This window comes from Streptomyces malaysiensis subsp. malaysiensis (assembly GCF_040653035.1).
Taxonomy (GTDB): domain Bacteria; phylum Actinomycetota; class Actinomycetes; order Streptomycetales; family Streptomycetaceae; genus Streptomyces; species Streptomyces malaysiensis.
Genome location: NZ_JBEZNG010000002.1, coordinates 461284 through 484929, shown reverse-complemented (window position 1 = coordinate 484929; position 23646 = coordinate 461284). Strand labels below are relative to the sequence as shown.

Genomic DNA, 23646 nt, shown 5'->3' with positions numbered 1-23646 from the left:
GTTGCCGTGGTTACCGGAGCGGGCCGCGGTCTCGGCGGGTTCGTTGCGGAGGACCGGTGCCCGAGGGGACAATCCGTGGAGGTGCCGGGTGGTCATCCCGGCGAAGTGTTGGAGGCGCTGCTTGTGAACACCGCATCGCGGTGCGACTCGCTGTGCGCGCCAGACGCCGACCACTTCGCTTCGCCCACCGGCTGACCTGCTTCGTTCGCGGTGGGCGCTTCCCCTTATGGGAGACCACCGTAGTGCCCGAAGACTTCTTGACGGGTGATCGCCGTCCTCTGACAACGGTTCTTGGCGCCAACCTCGTTTCGATCACTGGGAATTGCCTCACGTACATGGGCGTGCCGTGGTTTGTGCTCCAGAGCACGGGCAGTGCCGCCCAGGCCGGGATCGTCGCGTTCTGCACACTGCTGCCCGTGGTGCTCGCTGCGCTCGTCGGTGGTCCGGTCATCGACCGGATCGGGCGACGGCGGGTGAGTGTCGCTTCGGATCTCGCCTGCGGAGTCGCGGTTGCGGCGATCCCGCTGCTGCAATTCGCCGACATCCTGCATTTCTGGATGCTGTGCGCGCTGATGGCGATGACAGGGCTGTTCCGTTCGCCCGGTGAAACTGCCCGCAGCGTGCTGTTGCCCACGCTCGCCGAACGCGCCGGAATGCCGTTGACCAGGGCTGCCGGGTTGTACGACGGTGCGGCACGCTGTGCGGCGCTGACTGGATCGGCTCTCGGAGGTGTGCTGATCGGCGTACTCGGAGCCGAGAACGTCCTGTTGGTGGATGCCGCGACCTTCGCTGTGTCCGCGCCGCTGTTCGCGTTCGGGGTGCGCGGTCTGCCTGAGGCACAGGCCAGACGGCGCGTCGAGCCCGCGTCATTGCGTGCCTACCGTCGTGAACTCGCGGAAGGGTATCGCTTCGTGGCGGCCACGCCGTTGCTGTTGGGCCTGTGCCTGATGACGCTGGTCACCAGGGGGCTCGATCAGGGATGGAGCGCCGTGCTCCTCCCGGTGCATGCCCGTGAGGAGCTTGATGGTGCCATCGATCTCGGTCTGCTGAACGCGGCGTTTGGTATCTGCGCACTCACGGGGGCGCTGGTCTACGGTGCGGTGGGCAGCCGGTTTCGGCGGTGGCCGGTGTTCACGGTTGCGTTTCTCATCGTGGGCCTGCCGCGCTTCGTGGTGGCCGCCCTCACCGACACCTTCGCGCCGCTGGCCGTGATCATGGCGGTTGAGGGCCTCGCTTGCGGTGTGCTCAACCCCATCATGGCCACCGTGACGTATGAGACGGTGCCGGAGGCACTGCGCAGCCGGGTGCTGAGTGCGACGACAGCCTCGGTCCAGCTGGTCACTCCGCTGGGCGGACTGGCTGTGGGCTTCCTCGTGGATTCGGTCGGCCCGCCCTCCACGCTGCTGACGATCGGGGGTGTGTACCTGCTCGCAACGCTGTGCCCGGTGATCTTCCCGGCCTGGAGACAAATGGACAGTACCGCCACACGCTGGGAAGTCGCCGATGGTCTGGCGACCGTGCAATGACCGATCAGCTTCCCGGCTGCTCGTCCTCTTTTGACCAGGACAAATGACGTAGGGGTACCGTGCTGAGCGAAGGATGACGCCGTTGCGTGACCCCGGGCATGCTGTCTTGGGCAGCCCGCTGTACGGAAGAGCAGTGAGGAGGGCCGATGAACAGCCGTAGTCGTGGCACGGGTGTCGCCGACGTGCGCGACAGGAGCGTCGTGCCTGTGGGTGCGCCGATCACCGATGGGTGCCTGTCCGACGTTGTGCCCGATGGCATCGCGGTGATCAACGCGGAGGGCGCGTTCGTCCGGCTCAACGCTCCAGCGATCACCTTGTGCGCACGCCCCGCCGCCTCGCTCGTGGGGGCTCTGGCTCCATTCAAGCCTGTCCAGGATGTATCACCGGATGCCCTGGGGCTCTTGGACGACGACGCTGCCGAGCAGGTCTGTGTGTGGGATACCGCCGACGGCCGACGTCTGGAATTCGCCTATCGCAGTCGTGCGCTTCCGGACGATCCGTCGATGACGGTGGTTTCCTTCCGGGACGTGAGCGGGGAGAGGCGTCGGCAGCGTCGTCTGGCAGCGATCGCCCGTTCGGCGGTGAAGCTGGCCTCGGAGGGGTCGATCACGGCGACTCTCGACGCCTTGGCGCGGGAGGTGTCGCAGGCGGACGCAATGGCCGGGGTCCAGATTCTGACTCTGGACGAGTCGGGCCAGGCTTTGCAGGTCATGGGTTCGGCCGGCTTTCGTCGGTGGCCGGACTTCTTCGATCGGCTCATGGAGTGCCGTGAGCGCGGCGCAGCGCTGAGAATGATCGACGCTTTCGAGGTTCGGGAGCCGGTCGTGATCCCTGACCGGTGGGCCGCCATTGAGAAGGACCCCTCGTGGGAACCGCTGCATGAGTATCTGGGCGAGCTGAAGTGGAGCTGGTTCGCCAGCGTTCCCTTGCTGATCCGCAGCCGTTCGGCGGGGATCTTGAACGCCTTCTTCGCTCCCGGGCAGGTGGTCGGCCACCGGACGATGGAGTTTCTTCAGGCCATGGCCGAACAGGCTGCGGTCGCCGTCGACTACGCTTCGCTGCTACAGAAGGAGCGTGAGCTCGCCCGTCGTGAGGAACGTCAGCGGCTGGCCCGTGACCTGCACGACTCGATCGTGCAGCAGGTGTTCTCCATCGGCATGCAGGCCAAGTCGGTGGGCGTGCTGGCGGCCCGGGGAGAGAGCGTTCCCGCTGCTTCTGCCCGACGTTTCGCCGACGAGGTGGGCACGCTGACTCAGGCGGTCCTGACGGACCTGCGAGCGATGGTTCACGAATTCCGGCCGGCGTCCCTGACCCAGCTGGGCCTGGAGGAAGCCGTCCGCGCCCTGGCTGAGAGCGCGACGAACCGCACGGGCCTCACCTTCAGCGTGCTCGTCGGTGCGGGCCTGGACCGGCTCACTCCGGAGATGGCCGAGGACGTGTACCGGATCATCGCCGAAGCCATCCACAACGTGGTCAAGCATGCCGAGGCCAGCGAGGTCACGATCCGTATGGGCGTGCGCAACTACGAGCTCGCGGTGACCGTGACCGACGACGGCAAGGGCATCCGAACGACGCGTATGCAAAAGGGCGTCCCCGGCGATCGGTACGGCTTGACGAGCATGAAAGAAAGAGCGGAGCGGTGGGGCGGCACGGTCCGAGTCCGCCAACGCTCCGGCGCCGGCACTGTGGTACGTGCAGTCGTCCCACTGCCGGCGCTCGTGCCCCGCAGTACGCACTCCCAGCCCGGCCAGCACAAGGAACCAGCGGAGGACCCGACACCGTGAACGCTCCGGCCGAACCCGACCCGACCAAGGTGGGCATCCGGGTTCTGATCGTGGACGACCACATCGTCGTCCGCCGCGGTATCCGCGCCTACCTCGAGGTTCTCGATGACATGCAGGTGGCCGCCGAAGCCGGCAACGGCCAGGAGGCGCTGGATCGGCTGGTGGCCATGGCCGTGCATGGGGACCTGCCGGACGTCGTCCTGATAGACCTGTTGATGCCCAAGATGGACGGGGCCGCGGCCACCGCGCGTATCCGGCAGCTGTACCCGGATGTGAGGGTCGTGGTGCTGACCAGCTTCGGCGAGATGGAGCGCGTACACGCCGCGCTGGCCAACGGCGCTTCCGGTTACCTTCTCAAGGATGCCGAACCGTCTGAGGTCGTCGCCGCGATCCGCGCTGCGGCGGCCGGGGATGTCTTCCTTGATCCGGCGGTCGCCCGACAGCTCACCCAGGAGATCGTGTCCCCGCCTACCGGCCTGAGTGCGCTGACGAGTAGGGAGCGCGACGTCCTGATCCTGGTTGCCCAAGGCTGTTCCAACCAGGAGATCGCTGATGAGCTCATCATCAGCGAGCGCACCGCTCGCACACATGTCAGCAACGTGCTTCGCAAGCTCCAGCTGACCTCCCGCACCCAGGCCGCGCTCGTAGCGGTCCGGCAGGGGCTCGTTCCGCCACAGAGCTGACTCATGGACGTCGTCACGGGGCAGGCCATCGCGGCCGGTGGTGACCGGGGGCAATCCGTAGGACCACCTGCCCATGATCACCAGAGCGACGCCGGTCTCTTCTTCCGAACGGAGAGACCGGCGCCGCCGCGCGGTGCGTGGATCAGACGGTGACCGAGGTACGCCATCCCGGCTGGTAGTCCTCGCGGGCCATCGCAGTGTAGGGGGCGGGGCTCACGATGGCGCGGACGGCGAACTGCTCGTGCGGCTGCACGGTGGTCTTCCTGGAGCCGCCGTCGGGCTCACCCCAGATGACCTTGACCTCGGCGCCCAGCGGGACGTCGGGGTTGACGGTGGCCAGCGACAGCGCCTTGCGCTCGTTGGCGCTGTAGCCGGTGAACAGCGACAGGCCGATGGTGTTGCCGTCGGCGTCCTGGACCGCGTCGAAGTTCGACGAGCCGTAATTGGCGTTTGGGAGGTCGAAGAACTGGTAGCCGGGGCCGTCGGGGTCGACGGGGGACGCGAGGAGCTTGGCCACGTCCTCGGCGTTCCAGGCGAGGGTCACCTTACGGCGCTGGGCGGCCGGGTCGATCGCTTCGAGGGCGCTGCGGCCGACGAAGTCGTGGTCGAACTTGACAAAGCCGCCGTAGCCGAGCTCCCAGGGGTTGAGGTAGTAGTCCTCGATGTTGCTGGAGACGAAGCTGCCGGCCAGCGCGTTGATCGCCTCGTAGCTGTTGGGCTTGAGCCACTCGCGGTAGGCATGCAGCTCCGGCGACGTGTAGATCGCGGGCAGCGGGGAGGGGATCCAGCCCGACTCGAGGGTGTTGCAGGAGTAGGCGCGGGCCCCGGACGCCTCCAGGCCGAACTCACGGCCGGCCTCGAGGATGGCTTCGCGGATCTTGTCGTAGCTGTCGTAGGGTCCCCAGATCTCCAGTCCGGGCGCCCCGGCCATGCCGTGGCGCAGGGTGCGGATGCGCTCGCCGGCGATGTTCATGTAGCCCATCTTGAAGAACTTGACTTTGTCGACGGGCCCGCCGTTGACCTTCTCGATCACGTCCCAGGCGCGCGGTCCCTGGATCTGGAATCGCCACACGTCCCGGGTGACCTGCTTGCCGTAGGGGCGGGAAGGCGAGCGGTCGTCGAAGCGGACGTCGACGTCGTAGCCCTGCTCGGCCTTGTAGGTCAGCCAGTTCGCCACCGGGGCGCGGCCGACAAAGACGAACTCGTCCTCGGCCAGGCGGAACAGGATGCCGTCGCCGATCACACCGCCCTCAGGGGAGACCGGCACGAACTGCTTGGCCGAGTCGACCGGGAAGTTGGCGGTGCTGTTGATGCCGGTCTCGGTGAACAGCCGCAGGGCGTCCGGGCCGGACACCCACAAGTTGACCATGTGGTGGGACTGGTTGAACAGCACGGCGGTGTTCTGCCACGCCTGCACTTCGCGGCGGAAGTTGGTGAACTCGGCGGGCACGACCGGGTAGATATAGGCCCCGAGTTGCGAATTGCGCAGCAATTCGACGGTGTTGCCCGCCTGGTCGAGTACTTCCTGTAGATTCTTGGCGCTCATCGGTGCCACCCGTTCTGACGTCTCGGACCTTCCAATGTCCGACGGTATGGAGGGATCCAGCGGAGCGGCAGTGAGGAATGGCGGGACCGAAACGACCGGGACGGCCGGTGCCCGCGGGTCATTTGACGTAGACGCTCGCCTGCTAGGTCATTTGTCGTGTGGGGAACTCGACAGGTCGCCGCGCACCAGTCGCGACAAGTGCGCGATGGCCGGGGGGCTTGGGCGTCCTACGGTCGAAGCAGACCGCCGTCGGCGCATCGCGCGAGCTGAGTCAGGGAGCACTGTATGACCCCACAGAGCAGGGCGGACCTGCCTGGAACCTATGTCTTCGATGGTCCGACGAGCCGCCGCGGGCACAACATGAACAAACTGTTCATGTCGCTGCGCGAGGAAAGCGCCAGGAAGGAATTCCTCGCCGACGAGGCCGCATACTGTCAGCGCTTCAGCCTTTCGGAGGCGCAGTGTGCAGCGATTCTCGGCCGTGACTGGCAGGCGATGCTCGACCTCGGCGGCAGCATTTTCTACATCTACAAGCTCGCAATGATGGACGGGCTGTCCATGCAGTATCTCGGCGGTGTGTTCACCGGGATGTCCGAGGCGGAGTTCAAGGCCGCGATGCTGGCGGGAGGACGCACTGATGTCTGAGGTTATCTGGGGCCTGGCCACGTCGCATGTGCCGTCGATCGGCGCGGCCATGGACCGCGGCATGACGGCGGACCCGGTGTGGGCGCCGCTGTTCGAGGGCTACCGGCCGGCCCGCGACTGGCTTGCCCAGAACAGGCCGGACGTGGCGATCTTGGTCTACAACGACCACGCCAATGGGGTCGACTTCGACATCGTCCCGACGTTCGCCATCGGCACGGCGGAGAAGTACCAGGTGGCCGATGAGGGCTTCGGGCGCCGCCCGGTCCCCCATATCGAGGGAGATCCCGACTTCTCCTTCCACATCCTGCATCACCTGATGGACGAGAACTTCGATCTGACGGTGTTCTCCGAGCTGGATGTCGACCACGGATTCACGGTGCCGCTGTCGGTGTGGACGCCGGAGCCCGGGGATGCCTGGCCCTGCCCCGTCATTCCGATCATGGTCAACGTGATCCGGTATCCGCAGCCGACCGCGGCCCGCTGCTACGCGCTCGGCCAGGCCCTCGGGCGGGCGATCGCCGGCTACGACGGGGTGCGGACGGTCGGCATCCTCGGCACCGGTGGGATGTCGCATCAGCTCGCCGGCGCGCGTGCCGGGTTCATCAATCCCACCTTCGACCACATGTTCCTCGAGGCGATCGAGAAGGATCCGCAAAAGCTCGCGGAGCTGAGCCGGGAGGAGTACATCCGCGAAGCCGGCTCCGAAGGCATCGAGCTGATCATGTGGCTGGTCATGCGCGGAGCGATGAACGCGCAGGTCCGCAAGGTGCACAGCGTTTATCATGTGCCGGCCTCCAACACCGCGGCCGGTCTCGCTCTGTTCGACAACCGGCCGGCCTGATCAACCTCGCGCCGCCGCCCAGCAACCCGTGCAGGAGTACCTCGATGTCGGTGAAAAGCCTCATCCACTCCCCGCCGTCCGCCGGTAGCGAGGAAGCTCCTACTCACCGCTGCCAAGTGATGGGCATCGTCAACGTCACCCCGGACTCCTTCTCGGACGGCGGGCTGTATGCCACGACGGAGGCGGCGGTACAGCGGGGCATGGCGCTGCGGGCGACGGGCGCCGACTTCGTCGACGTGGGCGGCGAATCCACCCGGCCGGGCGCCGGCCGGGTGGATCTCGCGGATGAGCTGCGGCGCGTCATCCCCGTCGTGAAGGAACTGGCAGCGGCTCATGTGCCGGTCAGCGTCGACACCACCCGGGCAGCCGTGGCGGAGCCCGCACTGGCCGTGGGCGCTGTGGTGATCAACGATGTCAGCGGTGGGCTGGCCGATCCCGACATGGCACAGGTCGTGGCCGCCGCCGACGTGCCGTGGATCCTCAACCACTCACGGGGCACGAGCCGGGACATGTACACACAGGCCACATACGACGACATCGTGCGCGAGGTGAGCGCCGAACTGATGGCGCGAGTGGATGACGCGCTGCGCGCCGGTGTCCGTCCGGACCGGCTGATCCTCGATCCCGGTCTGGGATTCGCGAAGCGGGGCGGCCAGAACTGGGCCCTTCTCGCGCACCTCGACGAGATCATCTCGCTTGGATTCCCGGTGCTCGTCGGCGCGTCGAGGAAGCGTTTCCTCAGTGCGGCGCTCGGCGCCGACGGGGAGAACCGGCCCGCGGCCGCCAGGGACGCCGCGACCCTGGCGACAACGGTGCTCGCCGCCCAGGCCGGAGCCTGGGGTGTTCGCGTCCACGACATCTCCGCGTCCGCGGATGCCGTCCGGGTCGTCACGCGAGTCGCTCAAGCCTCGCCGGCGCGCAGGAAGCGGGCCTGACCGGCGGTGACGACGCTGCCTGTGACCGTTCATGCGGATCTCCTGTGCCAGGTCGTATCGGGGGATGAGATATCGGCGGTTCGGGTCAGGACCGTCGCGCTGCGCCACCCGCGAAGGGAGCTGACGAGCGCTACAGCCTCGGCCCGGGCCAGGTCCTGTCGACGGAGTGGCCGTTCGCCGAGTTGGCGCGTGTCGATAAGGCGTGCTCTCTCGACTCCGGGGAAGCAGCCGCTGCCCAGTGGCGGGGTCCACCAGACGCCGTCGAGTCGGACGGCCAGGTTGGCGGTGCAGGCTCCGGTGAGCTCGCCGTACTCATTGACGAGCAGGACGTCGTCGGCCTCCGGGTGGCGTGCGAGCCGTGTCGTGAAGGGCTCGCGCCGGCTCGTTTTGTGGTGGAGCCAGCACTGCGTCGAGTCCACCGGCTCAAGATCGAGGGCGACTCGCGCCGGCCCGGGACGGGACGGCGGCAGGTCCTCGATGTCGATGCGGACACTGCCGTCGCGGAACAAGCTGAGCAGGATGCCGGCGTCGCCCGCTCCCGCCAGGCGCTCGGTGAGTTGCGCCCGCAGTGCCGCTTCGTCGAATCGGAAGCCGAAGTAGGCGGCCGAGTCGGCAGCCCGCGCGACGTGCGCGTCGAACGAGCACAGCCCGATGGCGGCGTGATGGCGCATCACCTCTATCAAGTGGAACTCCTGGGGTCGCACGTCGAGAACGCGGGTCTTGGCCAGCAGTTCCCGGTATTCGGCGGCCGGTTCGGAACTCCAGGTGATGCCTCCGCCGGTGCCGTAGGTGGCCGTCTCGGTGTCCCGGTCGAGGAGGAGGGTCCGAATGGCTACGGAGAAGCGGGCCGAGAAGCGGACGCCGGGCTGGGTCGGGGGTGAGACGACGCCGATCGCACCGCAGTACACCCCGCGCGGGCTGTCCTCCACGTCGGCGATGATGTGCATCGTCCGCACCTTCGGAGTTCCTGTGATGGAGCCGCATGGGAACAGGGCGCGGAAGGCGTCGGTGAGGCCGACGTCGGCGCGCATCTCGGCGGTGACGTCGGAGGTGAGCTGGTGGACTGTCTCGTAGCGTTCGGTGTGCAGCAGGCGCGGGACAGTCACGCTGCCTGGCACTGCAAGACGGGCGAGGTCGTTGCGCACCAGATCGACGATCATGATGTTCTCGGCTTGTTCCTTGGCGCTGGAGCGCAGCGCGGACACTGCTTGGCGGTCCTCACTCGTCGTGCGGCCGCGAGCGGCGGTGCCCTTCATGGGGCGCATCAGGATGGTGCTGCCGCTGGTCTCGAAGAAGAGTTCGGGGCTCGCGCTGGCCAGGACGAAGCGGCCGGTGTCGAGATAGGCGTTGTGGGCGCCGCGCTGGGCGAGAGCGAGGTCGCGGTACAGCCGCATCGGGTCCTCGCGCACGGGGCCGCTGAGCCTCGTTGTCACGTTGCACTGGTAGGTCTCGCCGGCCGCGATGTGGGACCGGACTGTTGCGACGGCCCGCGCGTGGGTGGGTTCATCCCACTCCCGCTGCCATGGCCCGGCCGTGCGGGCGAGGTGGGATCGGTCCGTCTCATGCCGTACGACCGGTACCTGACGGGGGGCGTCGGTGATGGCGAACCAGGCAAGCGGCAGTCCGTCGATGGGTGGGCGTACGGTGAAGCCGGGATCCAGGCCGGGAGCAGCTTCGTAGGTGACATAGCCGAATGCCCACTTGCCCTGGGAGGCAAGGCGTTCAACGGCGTCGAGGACTTCGACGACCTCCTCCGGGCGCTGCGCCACCAGCACCTGCTGTACGGCTTCGAAGACCTGTGCCGTCTGTGCGACCAAGTCGTCGAATCGGGCCCACGGGCCGGGACCGTCTTGCATCGAACTACCTCCCGCCGTTGTAGGCCGGCTCCCGCGGGGCCGGGCGCGGTTTGACCACCGCAGGACCGATATTGCCTGTGACCTGGACTTTCGGGATCGGCGTATTGCGCAGGGCTACCGGGTCTTCCGTCCGCGGGCAGCAACGTCATCTGTCGCGGAGCCGTGTGTTCGAGCCTGGGCTACGTCACTTGTCCTGGGCGCATCGCGACGCTCGGCGAGGGGAGGTCCGGTCATCCGCGCGATCCTTGTCAACGCCGCATTTCTTAGCGTCGTAGCAGGTCCGGAGCCCGGCCCAGCGGCGCCCTGCGGTGGCCTCGACGGCGGCGCACCCGACACATTCGGTTCCGAGGAAAGGTTCTGCTGCGATCATGACTTCCGAGAGTCTGGCGACGGCCATCGCCCGTGTTGGGAACCCAGTCGACCTGCTGCGCAACACCGCCGCTCGCGCCCACACGTTCCCCGTCGCCCCCGAGTTCACCAACTGGCGTTCCGAGCAGCGCGCCTGGGCGGAGTCCTGCGCCCTGCTGGACCAGTCGCATCACATGGTGGACCTGTTCCTCCAGGGCCCCGACGCGCTGCGCCTGCTGAGCGACCTGGGCGTCAACACGTTCAACAACTTCGGTGTGAACAAGGCCAAGCAGTTCGTGGCCGTGAACCCGGACGGTCAGCTGATCGGTGACGCGATCCTGTTCCACCTCGAGGAGGAGCTGTTCGACCTGGTCGGTCACCCCATGGTGCTCGACTGGGTGCTCTTCCACCTGGACCGCGGCGACTACAAGGTCACCGCCGAGCGCGACGAGAACTCCGCTGTCCGCACCGACGGCCCGCCGAAGTTCTACCGCTACGAGCTTCAGGGCCCGACCGCTGCGGCTGTCCTCGAGCAGGCCACTCAGCAGTCGCTGCCGGAGACGAAGTTCTTCACGATGGCCGACTTCACCATCGCCGGCAACACCGTTCGCGGTCTGCGTCACGGCATGGCGGGCCAGCCCGGCTTCGAGCTGTTCGGTCCGTGGGAGGAGGGCGAGGCCGTCCTGGCGGCGCTCCTGGCGGCCGGCAAGGACCACGGGCTCGTCCGCGCGGGCGCGAAGGCGTACTCGACGGCCAATCTCGAGTCCGGCTGGGTTCCGGCCCCCATCCCTGCGATCTTCGGGGACGACCCGCTGCTACAGGAGTACCGGGAGTGGCTGCCGGCCAGCGCCATCGGCGCCATCGGCGGCAGCGTCGACTCCGACGACATCGCCGACTACTACCTCACGCCGTACGACATCGGCTATGACCGCACGGTCAAGTTCGACCACGACTTCATCGGCCGTGCCGCCCTGGAGGAGCTGGCGAAGAACCCGCCGCGTACCAAGGTCACCCTCGTGTGGAACAACGATGACGTCACCGCCGCGCTGGGCTCCCTGCTCGGGGACGGCCCGGGCGCGAAGTACTTCGACCTGCCGAAGATCCGCTATGCGCTCCACCAGGAGGACAGGGTCCTGGTCGACGGGGAGCGGATCGGTATCTCCCTGGACTGCGGCTACATCGCCAACGAGCGCGCCATGGTGTCGCTCGCCACGATCGCCAAGGAGCATGCCGAGCCGGGCACCGAGGTGACCGTCGTCTGGGGCGAGCACCCCCGCTCGGCGAAGCCGCAGGTCGAGGACCACAAGCAGTGGGAGATTCGCGCGACCGTCGCTCCCGTGCCGTTCGTCCAGTTCGCCCGCACCAACTACCGGAGCAAGTGAGATGACACTGGCAACGGACCAGGAAGGCTCTGCTCCGCGGACCGCCAGGGCAGCAGTAGCGCACGCGCTGCGCAACGCGACCTACGAGATCCTGCCGTTCAAGAGCGCCGAGGAGAAGGTGCTGGCGCACGTTCCCTCGGACGTGGCGCTCACGGTGACCACGACCGAGGCCAAGGGCCTGGGACCGACCATCGACCTGGCTGCCTCCCTGAGCAAGCAGGGGTACTCGGCGGCGCCGCACATCGCCGCACGGCTGGTGCGCGACCGGGCGCATCTGTCCGACATCGTGGACCAGCTGCGTGACAGCGGCATCGACCGGCTGTTCTGCATCGGCGGTGACGCCGCCGAGCCGGTCGGCGACTACACGGACGCGCTGAGCCTGCTTCAGGGGCTGCGGGACCTCGGCCACCCGTTCTCCTCCATCGGCATCGGAGGCTATCCGGAGGGGCACGGCTCGATCAGTGACGAGCTGATCGAGCGGGCCCTGGAGAGCAAGGCGCCCTACGCCGACCTGATCATCACCCAGCTCTGCTTCGACGCCGACACCACCATCCGGTGGGCGCGCAAGGCACAGGACCGGGGTATCACGCTGCCCATCCGGGTCGGCATTCCGGGAGCCATCAGCAGGCAGAAGCTGATCCGGGTGTCGGCGGGCCTCGGCCTCGGCCAGTCCGCGCGCTTCCTGAAGAAACAGCAGACCATGTTCTGGCGGTTCTTCCTGCCCGGCGGCTACAGCCCGAACAAGCTGATCCAGAAGCTGACGTCGGCCTTCGCCGAGCAGGACAACAACCTGCGGGGCTTCCACGTCTTCACCTTCAACGACCTGGACAGCACCGAAGCCTGGCGCAAGGCATGGCTCGCCCGCCTGACCTGACCGCTACCCCGCTGCCGGCGTTCCCGTCCACCCGTGGGCCGGCTGTGTACCGCACAACCGGCCGGCCCGCGGGGCCCCAACCTGAGGAGTTGCACCATCCATGAGTGCCCAGGTCATCGACGGGCGTGCCTGCGCCCACGCGCTCAAGGCGACCCTGCCGGCCGATGTGTCGCGCCTCCAGCAGGACGGACTGCCCATCGGACTGGCCACGATCCTCATCGGTGACCAGTACGGGGCCTCCGCCTACGAGCGCCGTATCCGCCGCTTGGCCGCAGAACTGGGCGTTCCCCACCGACCGCACCCGCTGCCGGCGGACACCCCTCAGGACGACGTCATCCGTCTGATCGAGAAGCTGAACAACGACTCCTCCGTGTCCGGCATCCTCGTCCTGCGGCCGCTGCCGGCCCATATCGACGAGGCAACCGTCTTCCGCGCGATCGACCCGCGCAAGGACATCGAGGCGGTCCATCCGGAGAACGCCGGTCTCCTCGCCCTCGGAGTGCCCCGCTTCATCCCCTCCACCGCCGCCTCGGTGTTCCACCTGCTCGACACCTGGCTCGATTCGGTCGGAGAGAACCGCGCAGACTTCTACCACCGTTCGCTGATCGTGGTCGTCGGCCGATCCAACAATGTGGGCAAGCCGGCCATCTCCCTGGGCTACGAACGGCAGGCAACAGTCCAGTCCGTCGATGAGTGGGCCGACCGCACAACCGGTATCGGACGCCACACACGATGGGCCGACGTCCTGATCGTCGCCGCCGGCAAGGCCGGGCTCATCAAGACGGAGCACGTCAGCGAGAACGCCGTCGTCATCGATGTCGGCATCAATCCCCGGACGGACGCCGACGGCCGCGTGCGCATGGTCGGTGACGTCGACTACGCCTCCGTCGCTCCGCGAGTCCGCGCCATCACCCCCGTGCCCGGGGGCGTGGGACCGGTGACCGACGTTTGGCTGCTGCGCAACACCGTGCGTGCCGCCCACCTCCTTGCATGCCTTCCCGTCGACGACGTGCTCTCCTTTGCCACCCCGATTCCAGCGCTCATGGAGGAGTCATGACCCCGCCCACCGCCGCCCAGCGCGGCGTGCTTCTGCTCTCGTGCCCGGACGCCCCCGGCATCGTGCACGCGGTCAGCGAGCTGCTGATGCAGGAGAAGTGCACCATCGTGCAGAGCCAGCAGTTCGGCAGCTCAACCAGCGGCATCTTCTTCATGCGTGTCGAGTTCGCCCACGTCGACGGCTCCTCGCTCGACTTCGACGCCCTTCGCCAGGAGATCGAGCCGCTGGCCGGCAGGTTCGACATGACGTGGCAGCTGGCCGACGCCGCTCAGCGGCTGCGCACCGTCATCATGGTGAGCAAGTTCGCGCACTGCCTGAACGACCTGCTCTTCCGCAACTCCATCGGCGAGCTCAACCTCGACATCGTGGCGGTCGTCTCCAACCACCCTGACCTGGGCCGCATCGCCGACAGCTACGGCGTGCCGTTCCGCCACATCCCTCTGACGAAGGACACCAAGCCGCAGGCCGAGGCCGCCCTTCTGGACCTGGTCCGTGACGAAGACATCGACCTCGTCATCCTGGCGCGATACATGCAGATCCTGTCCGACACGCTCTGCAAGCAGCTCGCCGGCCGGGCCATCAACATCCACCACTCCATGCTGCCGAGCTTCAAGGGCGCCAAGCCCTACCACCAGGCGCACGCGCGTGGCGTGAAGTTCATCGGCGCAACCGCGCACTACGTGACCGCCGACCTCGACGAAGGCCCGATCATCGAGCAGGAGCTGATCCGCGTGGACCACTCCCTCAGCCCGGACCAGCTCGCTGCCCGCAGTCGTGAGGCCGAAACCCGTGCGTTGGCCCGCGCCGTTCGCTGGCACAGCGAGAACAGGGTCGCAGTCATCGGCAACCGGACCGTCGTCTTCCCATGACCGGGCAGACAACCGGGGTCACCCTCGGACAGCAGACAGTCGGAGCGTTCCTTGACGATCTGGCCGCCCGGGTGCCCGCGCCGGGCGGCGGCGCGACGGCGGCCCTGCACGCGGCCCAGGCGGCAGCGCTCCTGAGCATGGTCGCCCGCTACACCACCGGCAAGAAGTACGCCGCGGCAGCTGACGTCGTGAAGAACGTCCTCCGGGCGTCTGAGGCGGAGCGCGCCATCGCCATGCGACTCGCCGCCGACGACGTCGCGGCATTCACCGCGGTGACCGATGCCTACGGCCTGCCCCGTGACACGCACGAGGACAAGGAACGGCGAACGGCGGCCATTGCCGCCGCGCTCGCTCGAGCCGCGAGTCCGCCGGCCGGTGTCATCCGGCTCGCCACCTCTTTGATGTCGCTCGCGGAGGAGCTCCTGCCCGTGGCGAACCCCAACGTCATCACCGATGTCGCTGCGGCCGGCGAGGCGGCCCGGGCCGCAGCCACCACGGCCCGGCTCAACGTTGAGATCAACCTCGGCGGCATCCGCGACGAACCGGTCCGACAAGCTCTCCTCGACACCTTGGCTCAGGTGGACGACCTCACCGTCCGCGCCGCTGCCGTGGAGCGTTCGGTGCGTGAGGCACTGAGATAACGCCCAGGGCGGCGGGCACCCGGTCGGGCCCGGGCGAGCGGAGGACGGGGCGAGCGCCCGGGCACACCGTCGAGTGATCGGCCGGCAGAACCTGTGGTTCTGCGGGCTCGTCCGCCCTTGCCGCCGCGGGCCCACCCGTCAGGGGCAGTTGCGGTGGTGCGGAGTGTCGCGGGACCCGGTCGTCAGCGCCGGTTGATGCGACTGTTGCGGCTGCGTACCAGCCGCCGGCGGAGGGGCAGGTGTCTGCTCCTCCGCCGGCGTGCAGAGGGATCAGGTCGTGGTGTCATCCACGAGGGGGCGGAGTGTGCGGGACGTCGTCGGGACGGCGGCAGGTTCTTCGGCGTAGAGGACCTTGCGGCTCGCTGCGAGGATGGCGCACAGGCTTGTCAGGCAGATCACAGCGATGAGCACGGAGACCGCCGCGCTGGTGCCGTACTCAGCGAACAGGGCCGTGGCCAGCAAGGGCGCCACCCCACCGCCGAGAATGGAGGCGAAGGTGTAGCTGATGGAGGCTCCGCTGTAGCGCAGACGAATGGGGAACATCTCCGTGATCAGGGCGGGCTGCGGGCCTGCCATGATGGAGTTGGCGGCGGTGATGCCGATCAGGGCTATGACGATCAGGGCGATGGATCCGGTGTCGACGAGCCAGAACATGGGGAATGCCCACAGCACGCCGACCGCGGCGCCGAAGGTGAAGGTGGCCTTGCGGCCGAAGCGATCGCCCGCGAGCCCGGAGACGAGCATCATCACGATCCAGGCCCCGCTGACCGAGACAAGGATCCAGAGCATCGTCGGGGTCGGCAATCCGAGGGTCTTGGTGCCGTAGGAGACCATGTAGACGGAGACGATGTAGCCGATCGCGGGGGCCGCGATGGACGCCAGTGATCCGACCAGGATTTGCAGGGAGCTGCGTCTGAATACCTCCACCACGGGCAGCTTCTCGACCTGTCCCGCGTCTCGGACCTTTTCGAAGTCGGAGCTTTCCTCGATACGCAGCCGGATGAGGAGGCCGACGACGATGAGCAGGGAGCTGGACAGGAAGGCGATGCGCCAGCCCCATGCGGTGAAGGACTCGGCGGACATGACGCCGGTGAGGAGCAGGAAGGCAAGTTGCGAGAGCAGGATCCCCGACGGCAGTCCCAGCTGCGGGAAGCAGCCGTAGAGGGAGCGGCGCTTGGGAGGAGCGTTCTCGACGGCCATCAGGACGGCTCCGGCCCATTCGCCGCCGACGCCGACGCCGACGCCCTGGACCAGGCGTAGGACGATCAGGAGGATGGGTGCCCAGGCTCCGATCGTGTCGTAGGTCGGGATGAGGCCGATCAGCGTCGTCGCGATGCCCATCATGAGCAGGGAGACGACCAGCATCGACTTACGGCCGACTCGGTCGCCGAAATGGCCCATCACCACGCCGCCGAGGGGGCGTGCGATGAACCCGACCGCGAAGGTTCCGAGGGAGGCGAGGGTGCCGGCCAGGTCGGAGAAGCCGGGGAAGAACTCGGTGCGGAAGACGAGCGTCGCCGCGACACCGTAGATGAAGAAGTCGTACCACTCGACCGTTGTGCCGATGTAGCTGGCGAGTGCCACCGTGCCGGCCTTGCGGCCGGCCGCGGCGTTCCCCGGGGCTGGTGGGCTGATGGACATGGCGGCTCCTCATTGAGCGGATATCGGTGCGGGACCGGACCTGTGGGGAGGGGGCGGGGGCGTCGCCCGCCGATGTACTCGGGCGTGGGCGACGCCGATCACGCGGGTCTTTCAGCGGAGAAGGCTGCCTCCGTCGCAGACGAGTGACTGGCCGGTGACCAGGCGCCCGTCGGCTGACGCGAGGAAGGCAACGAGGCCGGCGAAGTCTTCGGGGGACACGAACTCCTGAATGGCCTGTTGAGCCATGGTCCGTGCGAAGACCTCGTCGTCTGAATGCGCGCGAGTGCCTGGTGTGGCGATCTGCGCGGGCATGACGGCGTTCACGCAGATTCGGTGTTCGCCGAGTTCACGGGCCATGACGCGGGTCATCCCGATGAGCGCCCCCTTGCTGGCGATGTATGCGATCTGGCCGGGCGCTCCGGTGAAGAACGTTCGTGAGGCGACGTTGATGACGCGGCCTCGGTGGGCGCTGTCCCGCAGGTAGGGGAAGCAGGTTTGGACCATGAGCAGTGGTCCGACGGCGTTCACGGCGTAGTAGCGGTGCAGGTCCTCTGATGTGGCGTTGAGGAGGCTGCTTCGTCCGGAGAGCAAGCCGGCGTTGTTGACGAGGACGTCGATGCCGCCGAGGTGGTCGGCGACCTGGGTGACGGTCGTCCGTATGGCGGTGCGGTCAGTGATGTCGCAGGTCCAGGTCGAGATGCTGCCCGGTCCCTCGCCTGGGTAGGGGTTGTGGTTCCGGTGGAGGTCGAGGGCGGCTACGGATGCGCCTTCGTCGGCGAGGCGGGTCGCGATTGCGGTGCCGAGTCCGCCGGCGGCGCCGGTGACGACCGCGGTCACGCCGGCGAGGCGATGGCTCACTACCTCTCCTGGGGGTGTGTGGCGAGTGCTTCGACGGTGATGTCCATCCACTTCCACATGGGCAGGGAGGTCAGCGCGTCGTGCAGGGCGGCGGGGTCTTCGGCTTCGTACAGGCCGACGGTGGCGTTGCGTCCGGGCACTCGCCAGAGCCGCTTGAGAATGCCCGCTTCGCGCAGTTGCATGGCCCGCTCTCGCTCGCCCTTCTTCAGCTGGTCGCGGACCTCTTCGGGGGTGTCGTGGGGCAGCAGGTTCTCCGTGCGGACCAGAAACTCCACAATGTTCTCCTCGGCGATGGCAGGGGGCGGGTCAGCCGGCTGCGCCGTCCATCAGCAGCGCGGCGAGTTCGTCGGGAGCGGTGACCATGGCCTCGTGGCCGGTGGCGATCTCGTAGGTGGGCCAGCCGCGTGCCGCCGCCTTCTCCGCCTGCGGTGTGAACACGCGCATCCAGTCCACGCACTCGATGAAGGCGGCAGGGACCTGCTCGCCCTTGCCGGTCAGACGCAGAGGCTCGGTGTAGGTGAGATACGGCTGCGGCGTCAGCCTGGGTGTGAGCCAGTCGATGTCCGCCTGGTCGGTGACGCCGAGCTTGGCCAGGGAGCGAACCGGGATCAGCCAGCCGAATCCCGGGCCGGCAGCACCTTCGCGGTAGTGGCCTGCGATCGCCGGAGGGAGCAGGTCGAGGGCGGCGTCGCCGTCGTCACCGACGAAGCCGTCGAGGTGGATCCGCTTGGACAGTCGGCCCGGGATGCGGTCGGCCACACCGGTGATCACCTGGCCGGCGTAGCTGTGCCCGACGAGGATGACGTCGCGGGCGTCGTACGCCTCGATGAGGGACACGACGTCTTGTATATGGGTGGACAGTCCGACCTGCGGGTGGAGCGAGTGGGCGCGGTCGGACAGGCCGGTCAGCGTCGGCGTGTGGACCTCGTGGCCGGCGGCGCGGAGCGCGGGGGTCACGCGCTGCCAGGCCCAGCCGCCGTGCCAGGCACCGTGGACGAGAACGAATGTACTCATCAAGAGTCCTTCTCAGAGGTGGAGGCGTCGTCTGCGGCGTCGACGTAGCGCACGCCGAGCTGTTCGAGAAGAGGACGCATGTTGTAGATGTCGATCCCGAGTTCTCCCTCGCGGAAGCGCAGACGCTTGGCCTCCTCGTTGGCCTCGCGGCGGGCGCATGCCTCGACGACTTGCTCGCTCTGGGCCAGCGGGACGCACAGGACACCGTCGTCATCCGCCACGATGACGTCGCCGGGATGTATCAGTTGTCCGGCGACGACGACCGGCACGTTGACGGAGCCGGGCACTGCCTTGGCTGTTCCCTGCGCGTGCACCGCACGTGACCAGGCGGGGAAGCCCAGGGCGGTGAGGTCGGCGACGTCGCGGACTCCGGCGTCGATGACCAGTCCGCGGACCTTGCGGTGCAGCAGTTGTGTCGCGAACAGCTCGCCGAACATGCCGTCGGTGGACCGGGATGTGGTCGCTACCACGAGCACGTCGCCCTCGCGGCACTGTTCGATGCAGGCGTGGATCATGAGGTTGTCGCCCGGGTGGGACAGGACCGTCACCGCGCGGCCCGCGATGCGCGCGCCCGGGTAGATGGGTCGCAGTTCGGGGCCGAGCAGTCCGCGCCGTCCAAAGGCTTCGTGAGCGGTCGCGACGCCGCTCTTGGCGAGTGCTGTGACGACGTGGTCGGAGGGGCCGCGGCTGGTGCGGACGATGACGGGTCCGCTGTGCGCCGGCGTCATCGCAGTTCTCTCCCGACGATCGGGAAGACACGCTGGTATGCCTCGGCCTGCACGATGGTCTTGGCGCCGCCGTTGCGGACCGCCTGAACGCCGCGGCGCAGGCCCAGGTCGGTGTAGTACTGCACCAGGTGGGACTGCGCGCCCATGCACTCCATGGCCTTGCGCTTGCGGTCGAAGACGGAGGTGATGTCCAGCAGCAGGTTGGGGACGAAGCCGCACTGCTCGGGCTGGTGGGGTTCGAACTGCACCACCTGCGGTGCCCCGATCGGGCTGGTGGAGCGGTCGTGTCCGGCCGCTTGGGCGACCTGCCGGGCCAGCAGCGTCGCCTCGTGTGCGGCGTTGTGGTCGCGATTGTAGGGGTCCGAGGCCACGTGGGTCAGGAGGACCTCGGGCTGTGCGGCACGCATCTCGGCGACGATGCGATCCAGTGCCTCGGGGTCGATGCGCAGCGGGTAGTCGCCCAGGTCGAGGAAGGTGATGCTCGCGCCCAGCGCCTCGGCGGCGGCCTCGGCTTCGGCGCGGCGTCCTGCCTTGGCGCCTTCCAATGTCATCCCGTCCTGCTTCCACAGGCCCTGGGACTCGCCGCGCTCGCCGTAGCTGAGGCAGACGATTCGGACGTCGTAGCCGCGTTCCGCGTACAGGGCGAGCGTTCCGCCCGCGCGCCATACGAAGTCTCCGGAGTGCGCGCTGATCACTTGGATGGAGGGGCGCTTCTCGAGGGTCATGTCTGTAGCCGTCACCTTTCTTGGCCGTTCGGCGGGGGTCAGAGATCGAGGACGAGGCGGCCGTTCTTGGCGCGTGACACGCGGATCATCGTCGTGTCGTTGGCCGCCGTCTCGTCGTCGGTGAGGACGGCGTCACGGTGGTCGAACTCGCCGTCGAGGACTTCCGTCTCGCGGGTGCCGCGGGTGCCGCGGGTGCTTCGGAGCAGGACTTCAGATTCGATCATCTCCTCGCAGCGTTGCCGATGCCCACCGTGCGTTCAGGAGGGCGACGAGACTGACGCTAAAGAGGTCTGCGAAGACAGGTAACTCGCTAATGACCGGATTGACGCGGAGTCTTGTCCTGCCGCAGCTACGTCATATGTCGCAGCCGCGTGGGCGATTTTCAGAAGGGACGCCGCGGCGTGTGGTTGGTCGACCTTGCCGCGCTTGCGGATCCGGACCACCTGGTCGACGCCGTGCTGTCCGACCTGCCAGGTGGCTGATCAGTCCAGCAGGTGGGCCATGAGCCAGTTGCTGGATCACCTGCGTGACCGGTCGATGCTACAAGTCTTGCCGGTGGCACCATTGCCGGTGCCCGATGCCGTAAGGCAGCCGCCTATCGAGGTGCCGGCACGATGCTTTGCGGTCGGCCCGGAGTACCGACAGCGACGATGTCCCCGTCGGCGGCAGTTCCGCCTGCGCCGCCCGGCATTGCAGGGGTGTACTGGTGGTTGGTGGACGGTGCCATCGCGGAGCATCGCGAAGAGCACGTCGGCCCGGCGTCTGGCGAGGCAGAGGAGGGCTTGGGCGTGGTGCTATCCCTGGGCGATCCTGCGGAATACTGAAACATATGGAACTTCATGCTGTGCTGCCGGCGGAGCAGGCCGATGCCGACCCCCGCCGCCTCGTAGAACTCGCCCGCTCCGCAGAGGAGTTGGGGTATGGAGGTGTCTGGCTTCCGGATCACCTGCTGCCTCCGAAGCCGTTCGGTGCCCAGTACGGGGGCCCGCACGACGCTCTGGTGACACTGGCTCACCTCGCCGCTGTCACCGAGCGGATCGAGCTCGGGACCTCGGTGCTCATCCTGCCGCTCCGGAATCCGTTCGTGGTCGCCAAGCAGGCCGCCACTCTCGCCGCGCTGAGCGGCGACCGCTTCGTACTGGGTGTCGGCGCAGGCTGGGAGAAGTACGAATTCGATGCCACCGGAGCCGACTTCACCACCCGTGGTGCTCGTACCACCAGTGCCCTGCGTCTCATCCGGGACCTGCACACGACTGGCGGCGCCCCTTTCGAGGACCCCCACTACGGCCATCCGGGGGGCCATTTCGCTCCCGCTCGGCCGGTGCCGTTGTTGGTCGGCGGCACCTCCGATGCCGCCTTGCGCCGCGCCGCCGCTGTCGGGGACCGGTGGCAAGCGTTCGCCCTGACACCGGAGGCGTTCGCCGAGCGAGCCGCCCGACTGCGCGAACTGGCGGGCCGACCGGTTGGCGTCGAGGCCCGGATCGGAATGGGTGACGGTCCTGCGGCCGAGGCCGTCGCGGCGACCGCGGCCACGCTCGACAGCTGGGCCGCTGTCGGCGCCGAACGTCTCGCTGTCTGGTTCAGCGGTGAGGCCAACAGCGCCGGCGAGCGGATGCGTGCGCTCGCCGCCCGGCCCGAGGCCGCTCCGTACCTCGCTGGGTCTGACGTGGCTGCCGGGGCACACCCAAAAATGACCAGCCAGGCCCCTGTGCGCTGATCGTGGCCCCGGTCACGCTGCCAGGATGGTTGAGTGCTTCAGACGGCGATCACAAGCCTCTCGGCAGACACCGTGCGGTGACGGACAGGACGCCGTGTCGCGGTCCTCGGTCACCCCACAGGACGACCGCCACGGACCCTGTACAGCGCGTACCACCCAGCGGGGCGGGGTGTGCGGGAGGATCGTGTGCATGAATCAACTCGGTGCCGCGCTGCGGGCGTGGCGGGACCGGCTGGACCCCGCGACGGTGGGCTTCGCACACGGCTCACCCCGTCGGGTCCCCGGTCTGCGACGCGCGGAGCTGGCGACGCTGGCCGGCATCTCTGTCGAGTACGTGGTCCGGCTGGAGCAGGGACGGGTGGCGACACCCTCGGCGCAGGTCTGCTCGGCCCTGGCTCGCGCCCTGCGCCTGTCCGACGACGAGAGCGCTCACCTTATGCGCATGGCTGGTCATGCAGCGGATCCGAGCCGGGTTCCGCGAATGATTCCAGGGAGCCTGTACCGGATCGTGGACCAGCTCGCCGGCAACCCGTTGGCGATCTACGACGCCACCTGGCAGTTGCTGCACTGGAATCCGCTGTTCGCGGCCGTGTTCGGCGATCCCACGGTCCGCGGTGTGGGGGACCGCAACGTCCTGGTCTGGCAGTTCCTGGGTGAGCTGCCCCGGGTCCGGCAGACGGCGGCCGATCGGGCGGCGTTCGAGGAGTCCCTCGTCGCCGACCTGCGCGCGACGACGAGCCGGTACCCCGACGATCCCGACCTCGCGGCGTTGGTATCAAGGCTGAACCTCAGCCCACGGTTCTGCGAGTTGTGGAGCCGCCGAGCGGTGGGCGGTCACCAGAGTGCGCACAAACTCGTCCAGCACCCGGATGTCGGAGACATCGCCATGAACTCCGACATCCTCAACACCCAGGACACGAACCTCCGCCTCGTGGTGTACACGCCGCAGCCAGGCACTGACGCCCGTAGCAAACTCGAATTCCTTGCGGCCCTTGGGGTCCAGAGGATGTCTCCTCAGGGATGAAGGCCCGCGTTCCGCCTCGTCCGGTGGACCAGGCCGCTGGGTGGTACGCGCGGTACCAGGAAGTCCCGTAGCTCCCGCCAACCCTCCCGGGGACCCAGCATGGAGTGCGTGAACAGCGCACGACCGTGCTGTTCGGACCAGGAGGAGCCAGCATGACCACCACATTCATCACCGGGGCCAACAAGTCCCTCGGTTTTGAAACCGCTCGTCGCCTCGTCGAGGCGGGGCACACCGTCCTCCTCGGTGCCCGCCACGGTGAGCGCGGTCGGGCCGCGGCCGAGTCGCTCGGCGCCCGGTTCGTTCAGATCGACGTGACCGACGACGCCTCGGTCCGGGCCGCGGCCGCGGACGTCGCCGCGCATGAGGGAACGATCGACGTCCTGGTCAACAACGCCGGCGTACTCGGCAAGGTCGGCCCCGTCGAGGAGTACACCGCGGCCGACGTGAGCGCCGTGCTCGACGTGAACGTCGTCGGGATCGTGCGCGTCACGCACGCCTTCCTCCCGCTGCTGCGCAAGTCGCCGAACCCCGTCCTCGTCAACGTGTCCAGCGGGATGGGCTCCTTCGGCATGACCCAGGACCCGGTGCGGATCGAGTCGCAGTATGCCCTGCCCCTCTACTGCGCCTCGAAGGCCGCGGTCACGATGCTCACGACTCAGTACGCCAAGGAACTCAAGGATGTGAAGGTCAACGCCGCAGACCCCGGGCAGACCGCGACCGACTTCACCGGCGGCCTCGGACACAGCGTCGCCGACGGCGCGGAGTCCATCGTGACCTTGGCGACGATCGGCCCGGACGGGCCGACGGGACAGTTCATCGACCGATCCGGGAACCTCCCGTGGTGAACCTGCTCCCGTCCGGGGGGAGTTCGTCGTCGGCCAGCCGCTGGGCCGCGGCACCGCCGCCCGATCCCCGACCGAACCGTCTGCGCCGATCCCGGGGTGAAACCCTA

Annotated in this window: 23 protein-coding genes; 14 read left to right on the top strand and 9 right to left on the bottom strand. The window is 68.0% G+C overall.

What is annotated here, in order from left to right; all coding sequences use genetic code 11:
- Nucleotides 1-242: 242 nt before the first annotated feature.
- The 3 genes from AB0E24_RS06370 to AB0E24_RS06360 all read left to right on the top strand — a co-directional run bounded on the left by AB0E24_RS06370 (nucleotide 243) and on the right by AB0E24_RS06360 (nucleotide 3993).
- Nucleotides 243-1526: an MFS transporter gene (locus AB0E24_RS06370; protein WP_359375107.1), complete on the top strand. Its 1284-nt coding sequence runs from the start codon at nucleotides 243-245 to the stop codon at nucleotides 1524-1526.
- Between the two features lie 146 nt (nucleotides 1527-1672).
- Nucleotides 1673-3310: a sensor histidine kinase gene (locus AB0E24_RS06365; RefSeq protein WP_359375106.1), complete on the top strand. Its 1638-nt coding sequence runs from the start codon at nucleotides 1673-1675 to the stop codon at nucleotides 3308-3310.
- A complete protein-coding gene (locus tag AB0E24_RS06360) occupies nucleotides 3307-3993 on the top strand; it encodes a response regulator (RefSeq protein ID WP_359375105.1) in 687 nt (228 codons plus the stop codon). Before AB0E24_RS06365 ends, AB0E24_RS06360 begins: the two co-directional genes overlap by 4 nt.
- A gap of 142 nt (nucleotides 3994-4135) precedes the next feature.
- Here the strand turns inward: AB0E24_RS06360 and ligM are convergent, their stop codons facing one another.
- Nucleotides 4136-5539, bottom strand: coding sequence for a vanillate/3-O-methylgallate O-demethylase (ligM, locus tag AB0E24_RS06355; RefSeq protein ID WP_359375104.1), 1404 nt, complete (start codon nucleotides 5537-5539; stop codon nucleotides 4136-4138).
- A gap of 285 nt (nucleotides 5540-5824) precedes the next feature.
- Here ligM and AB0E24_RS06350 point away from each other — a divergent pair, with 285 nt between their 5' ends.
- The 3 genes from AB0E24_RS06350 to folP all read left to right on the top strand — a co-directional run bounded on the left by AB0E24_RS06350 (nucleotide 5825) and on the right by folP (nucleotide 7960).
- Nucleotides 5825-6184 carry a protocatechuate 3,4-dioxygenase gene (locus tag AB0E24_RS06350; RefSeq protein WP_069862698.1) on the top strand — a complete coding sequence of 120 codons (360 nt, stop codon included), beginning with the start codon at nucleotides 5825-5827 and terminating at the stop codon, nucleotides 6182-6184.
- Nucleotides 6177-7025 (top strand): class III extradiol dioxygenase subunit beta, encoded by an 849-nt coding sequence (locus AB0E24_RS06345; protein WP_079256004.1) that lies wholly within the window; start codon nucleotides 6177-6179, stop codon nucleotides 7023-7025. The genes AB0E24_RS06350 and AB0E24_RS06345 overlap by 8 nt, the downstream gene beginning before the upstream one ends.
- Before the next feature lie 119 nt (nucleotides 7026-7144).
- On the top strand, nucleotides 7145-7960 hold the full coding sequence (gene folP, locus AB0E24_RS06340; RefSeq protein WP_147966163.1) for a dihydropteroate synthase: 816 nt from the start codon (nucleotides 7145-7147) through the stop codon (nucleotides 7958-7960).
- A gap of 29 nt (nucleotides 7961-7989) precedes the next feature.
- Here folP and pabB read toward each other — a convergent pair whose 3' ends face one another.
- Nucleotides 7990-9816, bottom strand: a complete 1827-nt coding sequence (pabB, locus tag AB0E24_RS06335) for an aminodeoxychorismate synthase component I (RefSeq protein WP_359375103.1) — start codon at nucleotides 9814-9816, stop codon at nucleotides 7990-7992.
- A 368-nt stretch (nucleotides 9817-10184) separates the two neighbouring features.
- Between pabB and AB0E24_RS06330 the strand changes: the two genes are divergently transcribed.
- From AB0E24_RS06330 to AB0E24_RS06310, 5 genes are all read left to right on the top strand, one after another.
- The gene (locus AB0E24_RS06330) at nucleotides 10185-11546 is read left to right on the top strand and encodes an aminomethyl transferase family protein (protein WP_359375102.1); all 1362 of its coding nucleotides are present in this window, start codon (nucleotides 10185-10187) and stop codon (nucleotides 11544-11546) included.
- 1 nt (nucleotide 11547) lies between these two features.
- The gene (locus AB0E24_RS06325) at nucleotides 11548-12420 is read left to right on the top strand and encodes a methylenetetrahydrofolate reductase (RefSeq protein WP_359375101.1); all 873 of its coding nucleotides are present in this window, start codon (nucleotides 11548-11550) and stop codon (nucleotides 12418-12420) included.
- 100 nt (nucleotides 12421-12520) lie between these two features.
- Nucleotides 12521-13477, top strand: a complete 957-nt coding sequence (locus tag AB0E24_RS06320; protein WP_251769836.1) for a bifunctional 5,10-methylenetetrahydrofolate dehydrogenase/5,10-methenyltetrahydrofolate cyclohydrolase — start codon at nucleotides 12521-12523, stop codon at nucleotides 13475-13477.
- Nucleotides 13474-14346: a formyltetrahydrofolate deformylase gene (gene purU / locus AB0E24_RS06315; RefSeq protein WP_359375100.1), complete on the top strand. Its 873-nt coding sequence runs from the start codon at nucleotides 13474-13476 to the stop codon at nucleotides 14344-14346. The genes AB0E24_RS06320 and purU overlap by 4 nt, the downstream gene beginning before the upstream one ends.
- Nucleotides 14343-14987, top strand: coding sequence for a cyclodeaminase/cyclohydrolase family protein (locus AB0E24_RS06310; protein ID WP_359375099.1), 645 nt, complete (start codon nucleotides 14343-14345; stop codon nucleotides 14985-14987). The genes purU and AB0E24_RS06310 overlap by 4 nt, the downstream gene beginning before the upstream one ends.
- Nucleotides 14988-15257: 270 nt before the next feature.
- On the opposite strand, the gene AB0E24_RS06305 is transcribed toward AB0E24_RS06310, so the two are convergent.
- The 7 genes from AB0E24_RS06305 to AB0E24_RS06275 form a co-directional block, all read right to left on the bottom strand.
- Nucleotides 15258-16628 carry an MFS transporter gene (locus AB0E24_RS06305; RefSeq protein ID WP_359375098.1) on the bottom strand — a complete coding sequence of 457 codons (1371 nt, stop codon included), beginning with the start codon at nucleotides 16626-16628 and terminating at the stop codon, nucleotides 15258-15260.
- A gap of 111 nt (nucleotides 16629-16739) precedes the next feature.
- Entirely contained in the window at nucleotides 16740-17486 is a 747-nt protein-coding gene (locus tag AB0E24_RS06300; RefSeq protein ID WP_079255995.1) for an SDR family NAD(P)-dependent oxidoreductase, read from the bottom strand.
- On the bottom strand, nucleotides 17486-17761 hold the full coding sequence (locus AB0E24_RS06295) for a muconolactone Delta-isomerase family protein (protein WP_359375097.1): 276 nt from the start codon (nucleotides 17759-17761) through the stop codon (nucleotides 17486-17488). Before AB0E24_RS06295 ends, AB0E24_RS06300 begins: the two co-directional genes overlap by 1 nt.
- Before the next feature lie 31 nt (nucleotides 17762-17792).
- Nucleotides 17793-18500 (bottom strand): alpha/beta fold hydrolase, encoded by a 708-nt coding sequence (locus tag AB0E24_RS06290; RefSeq protein ID WP_174882837.1) that lies wholly within the window; start codon nucleotides 18498-18500, stop codon nucleotides 17793-17795.
- The gene (locus AB0E24_RS06285; RefSeq protein WP_232635912.1) at nucleotides 18500-19228 is read right to left on the bottom strand and encodes a 4-carboxy-4-hydroxy-2-oxoadipate aldolase/oxaloacetate decarboxylase; all 729 of its coding nucleotides are present in this window, start codon (nucleotides 19226-19228) and stop codon (nucleotides 18500-18502) included. The genes AB0E24_RS06290 and AB0E24_RS06285 overlap by 1 nt, the downstream gene beginning before the upstream one ends.
- Nucleotides 19225-19953, bottom strand: coding sequence for a PIG-L deacetylase family protein (locus AB0E24_RS06280; RefSeq protein ID WP_359375096.1), 729 nt, complete (start codon nucleotides 19951-19953; stop codon nucleotides 19225-19227). The genes AB0E24_RS06285 and AB0E24_RS06280 overlap by 4 nt, the downstream gene beginning before the upstream one ends.
- 38 nt (nucleotides 19954-19991) lie before the next feature.
- Complete coding sequence (locus tag AB0E24_RS06275; protein WP_359375095.1) at nucleotides 19992-20177, bottom strand: hypothetical protein; 186 nt, start codon at nucleotides 20175-20177, stop codon at nucleotides 19992-19994.
- Nucleotides 20178-20782: 605 nt separating this feature from the next.
- Here AB0E24_RS06275 and AB0E24_RS06270 point away from each other — a divergent pair.
- From AB0E24_RS06270 to AB0E24_RS06260, 3 genes are all read left to right on the top strand, one after another.
- Complete coding sequence (locus AB0E24_RS06270; protein WP_285903522.1) at nucleotides 20783-21670, top strand: TIGR03619 family F420-dependent LLM class oxidoreductase; 888 nt, start codon at nucleotides 20783-20785, stop codon at nucleotides 21668-21670.
- A gap of 190 nt (nucleotides 21671-21860) precedes the next feature.
- Entirely contained in the window at nucleotides 21861-22694 is an 834-nt protein-coding gene (locus AB0E24_RS06265; RefSeq protein ID WP_069862728.1) for a helix-turn-helix transcriptional regulator, read from the top strand.
- A 152-nt stretch (nucleotides 22695-22846) separates the two neighbouring features.
- Complete coding sequence (locus AB0E24_RS06260) at nucleotides 22847-23539, top strand: SDR family NAD(P)-dependent oxidoreductase (RefSeq protein WP_359375094.1); 693 nt, start codon at nucleotides 22847-22849, stop codon at nucleotides 23537-23539.
- Nucleotides 23540-23646 lie beyond the last annotated feature (107 nt).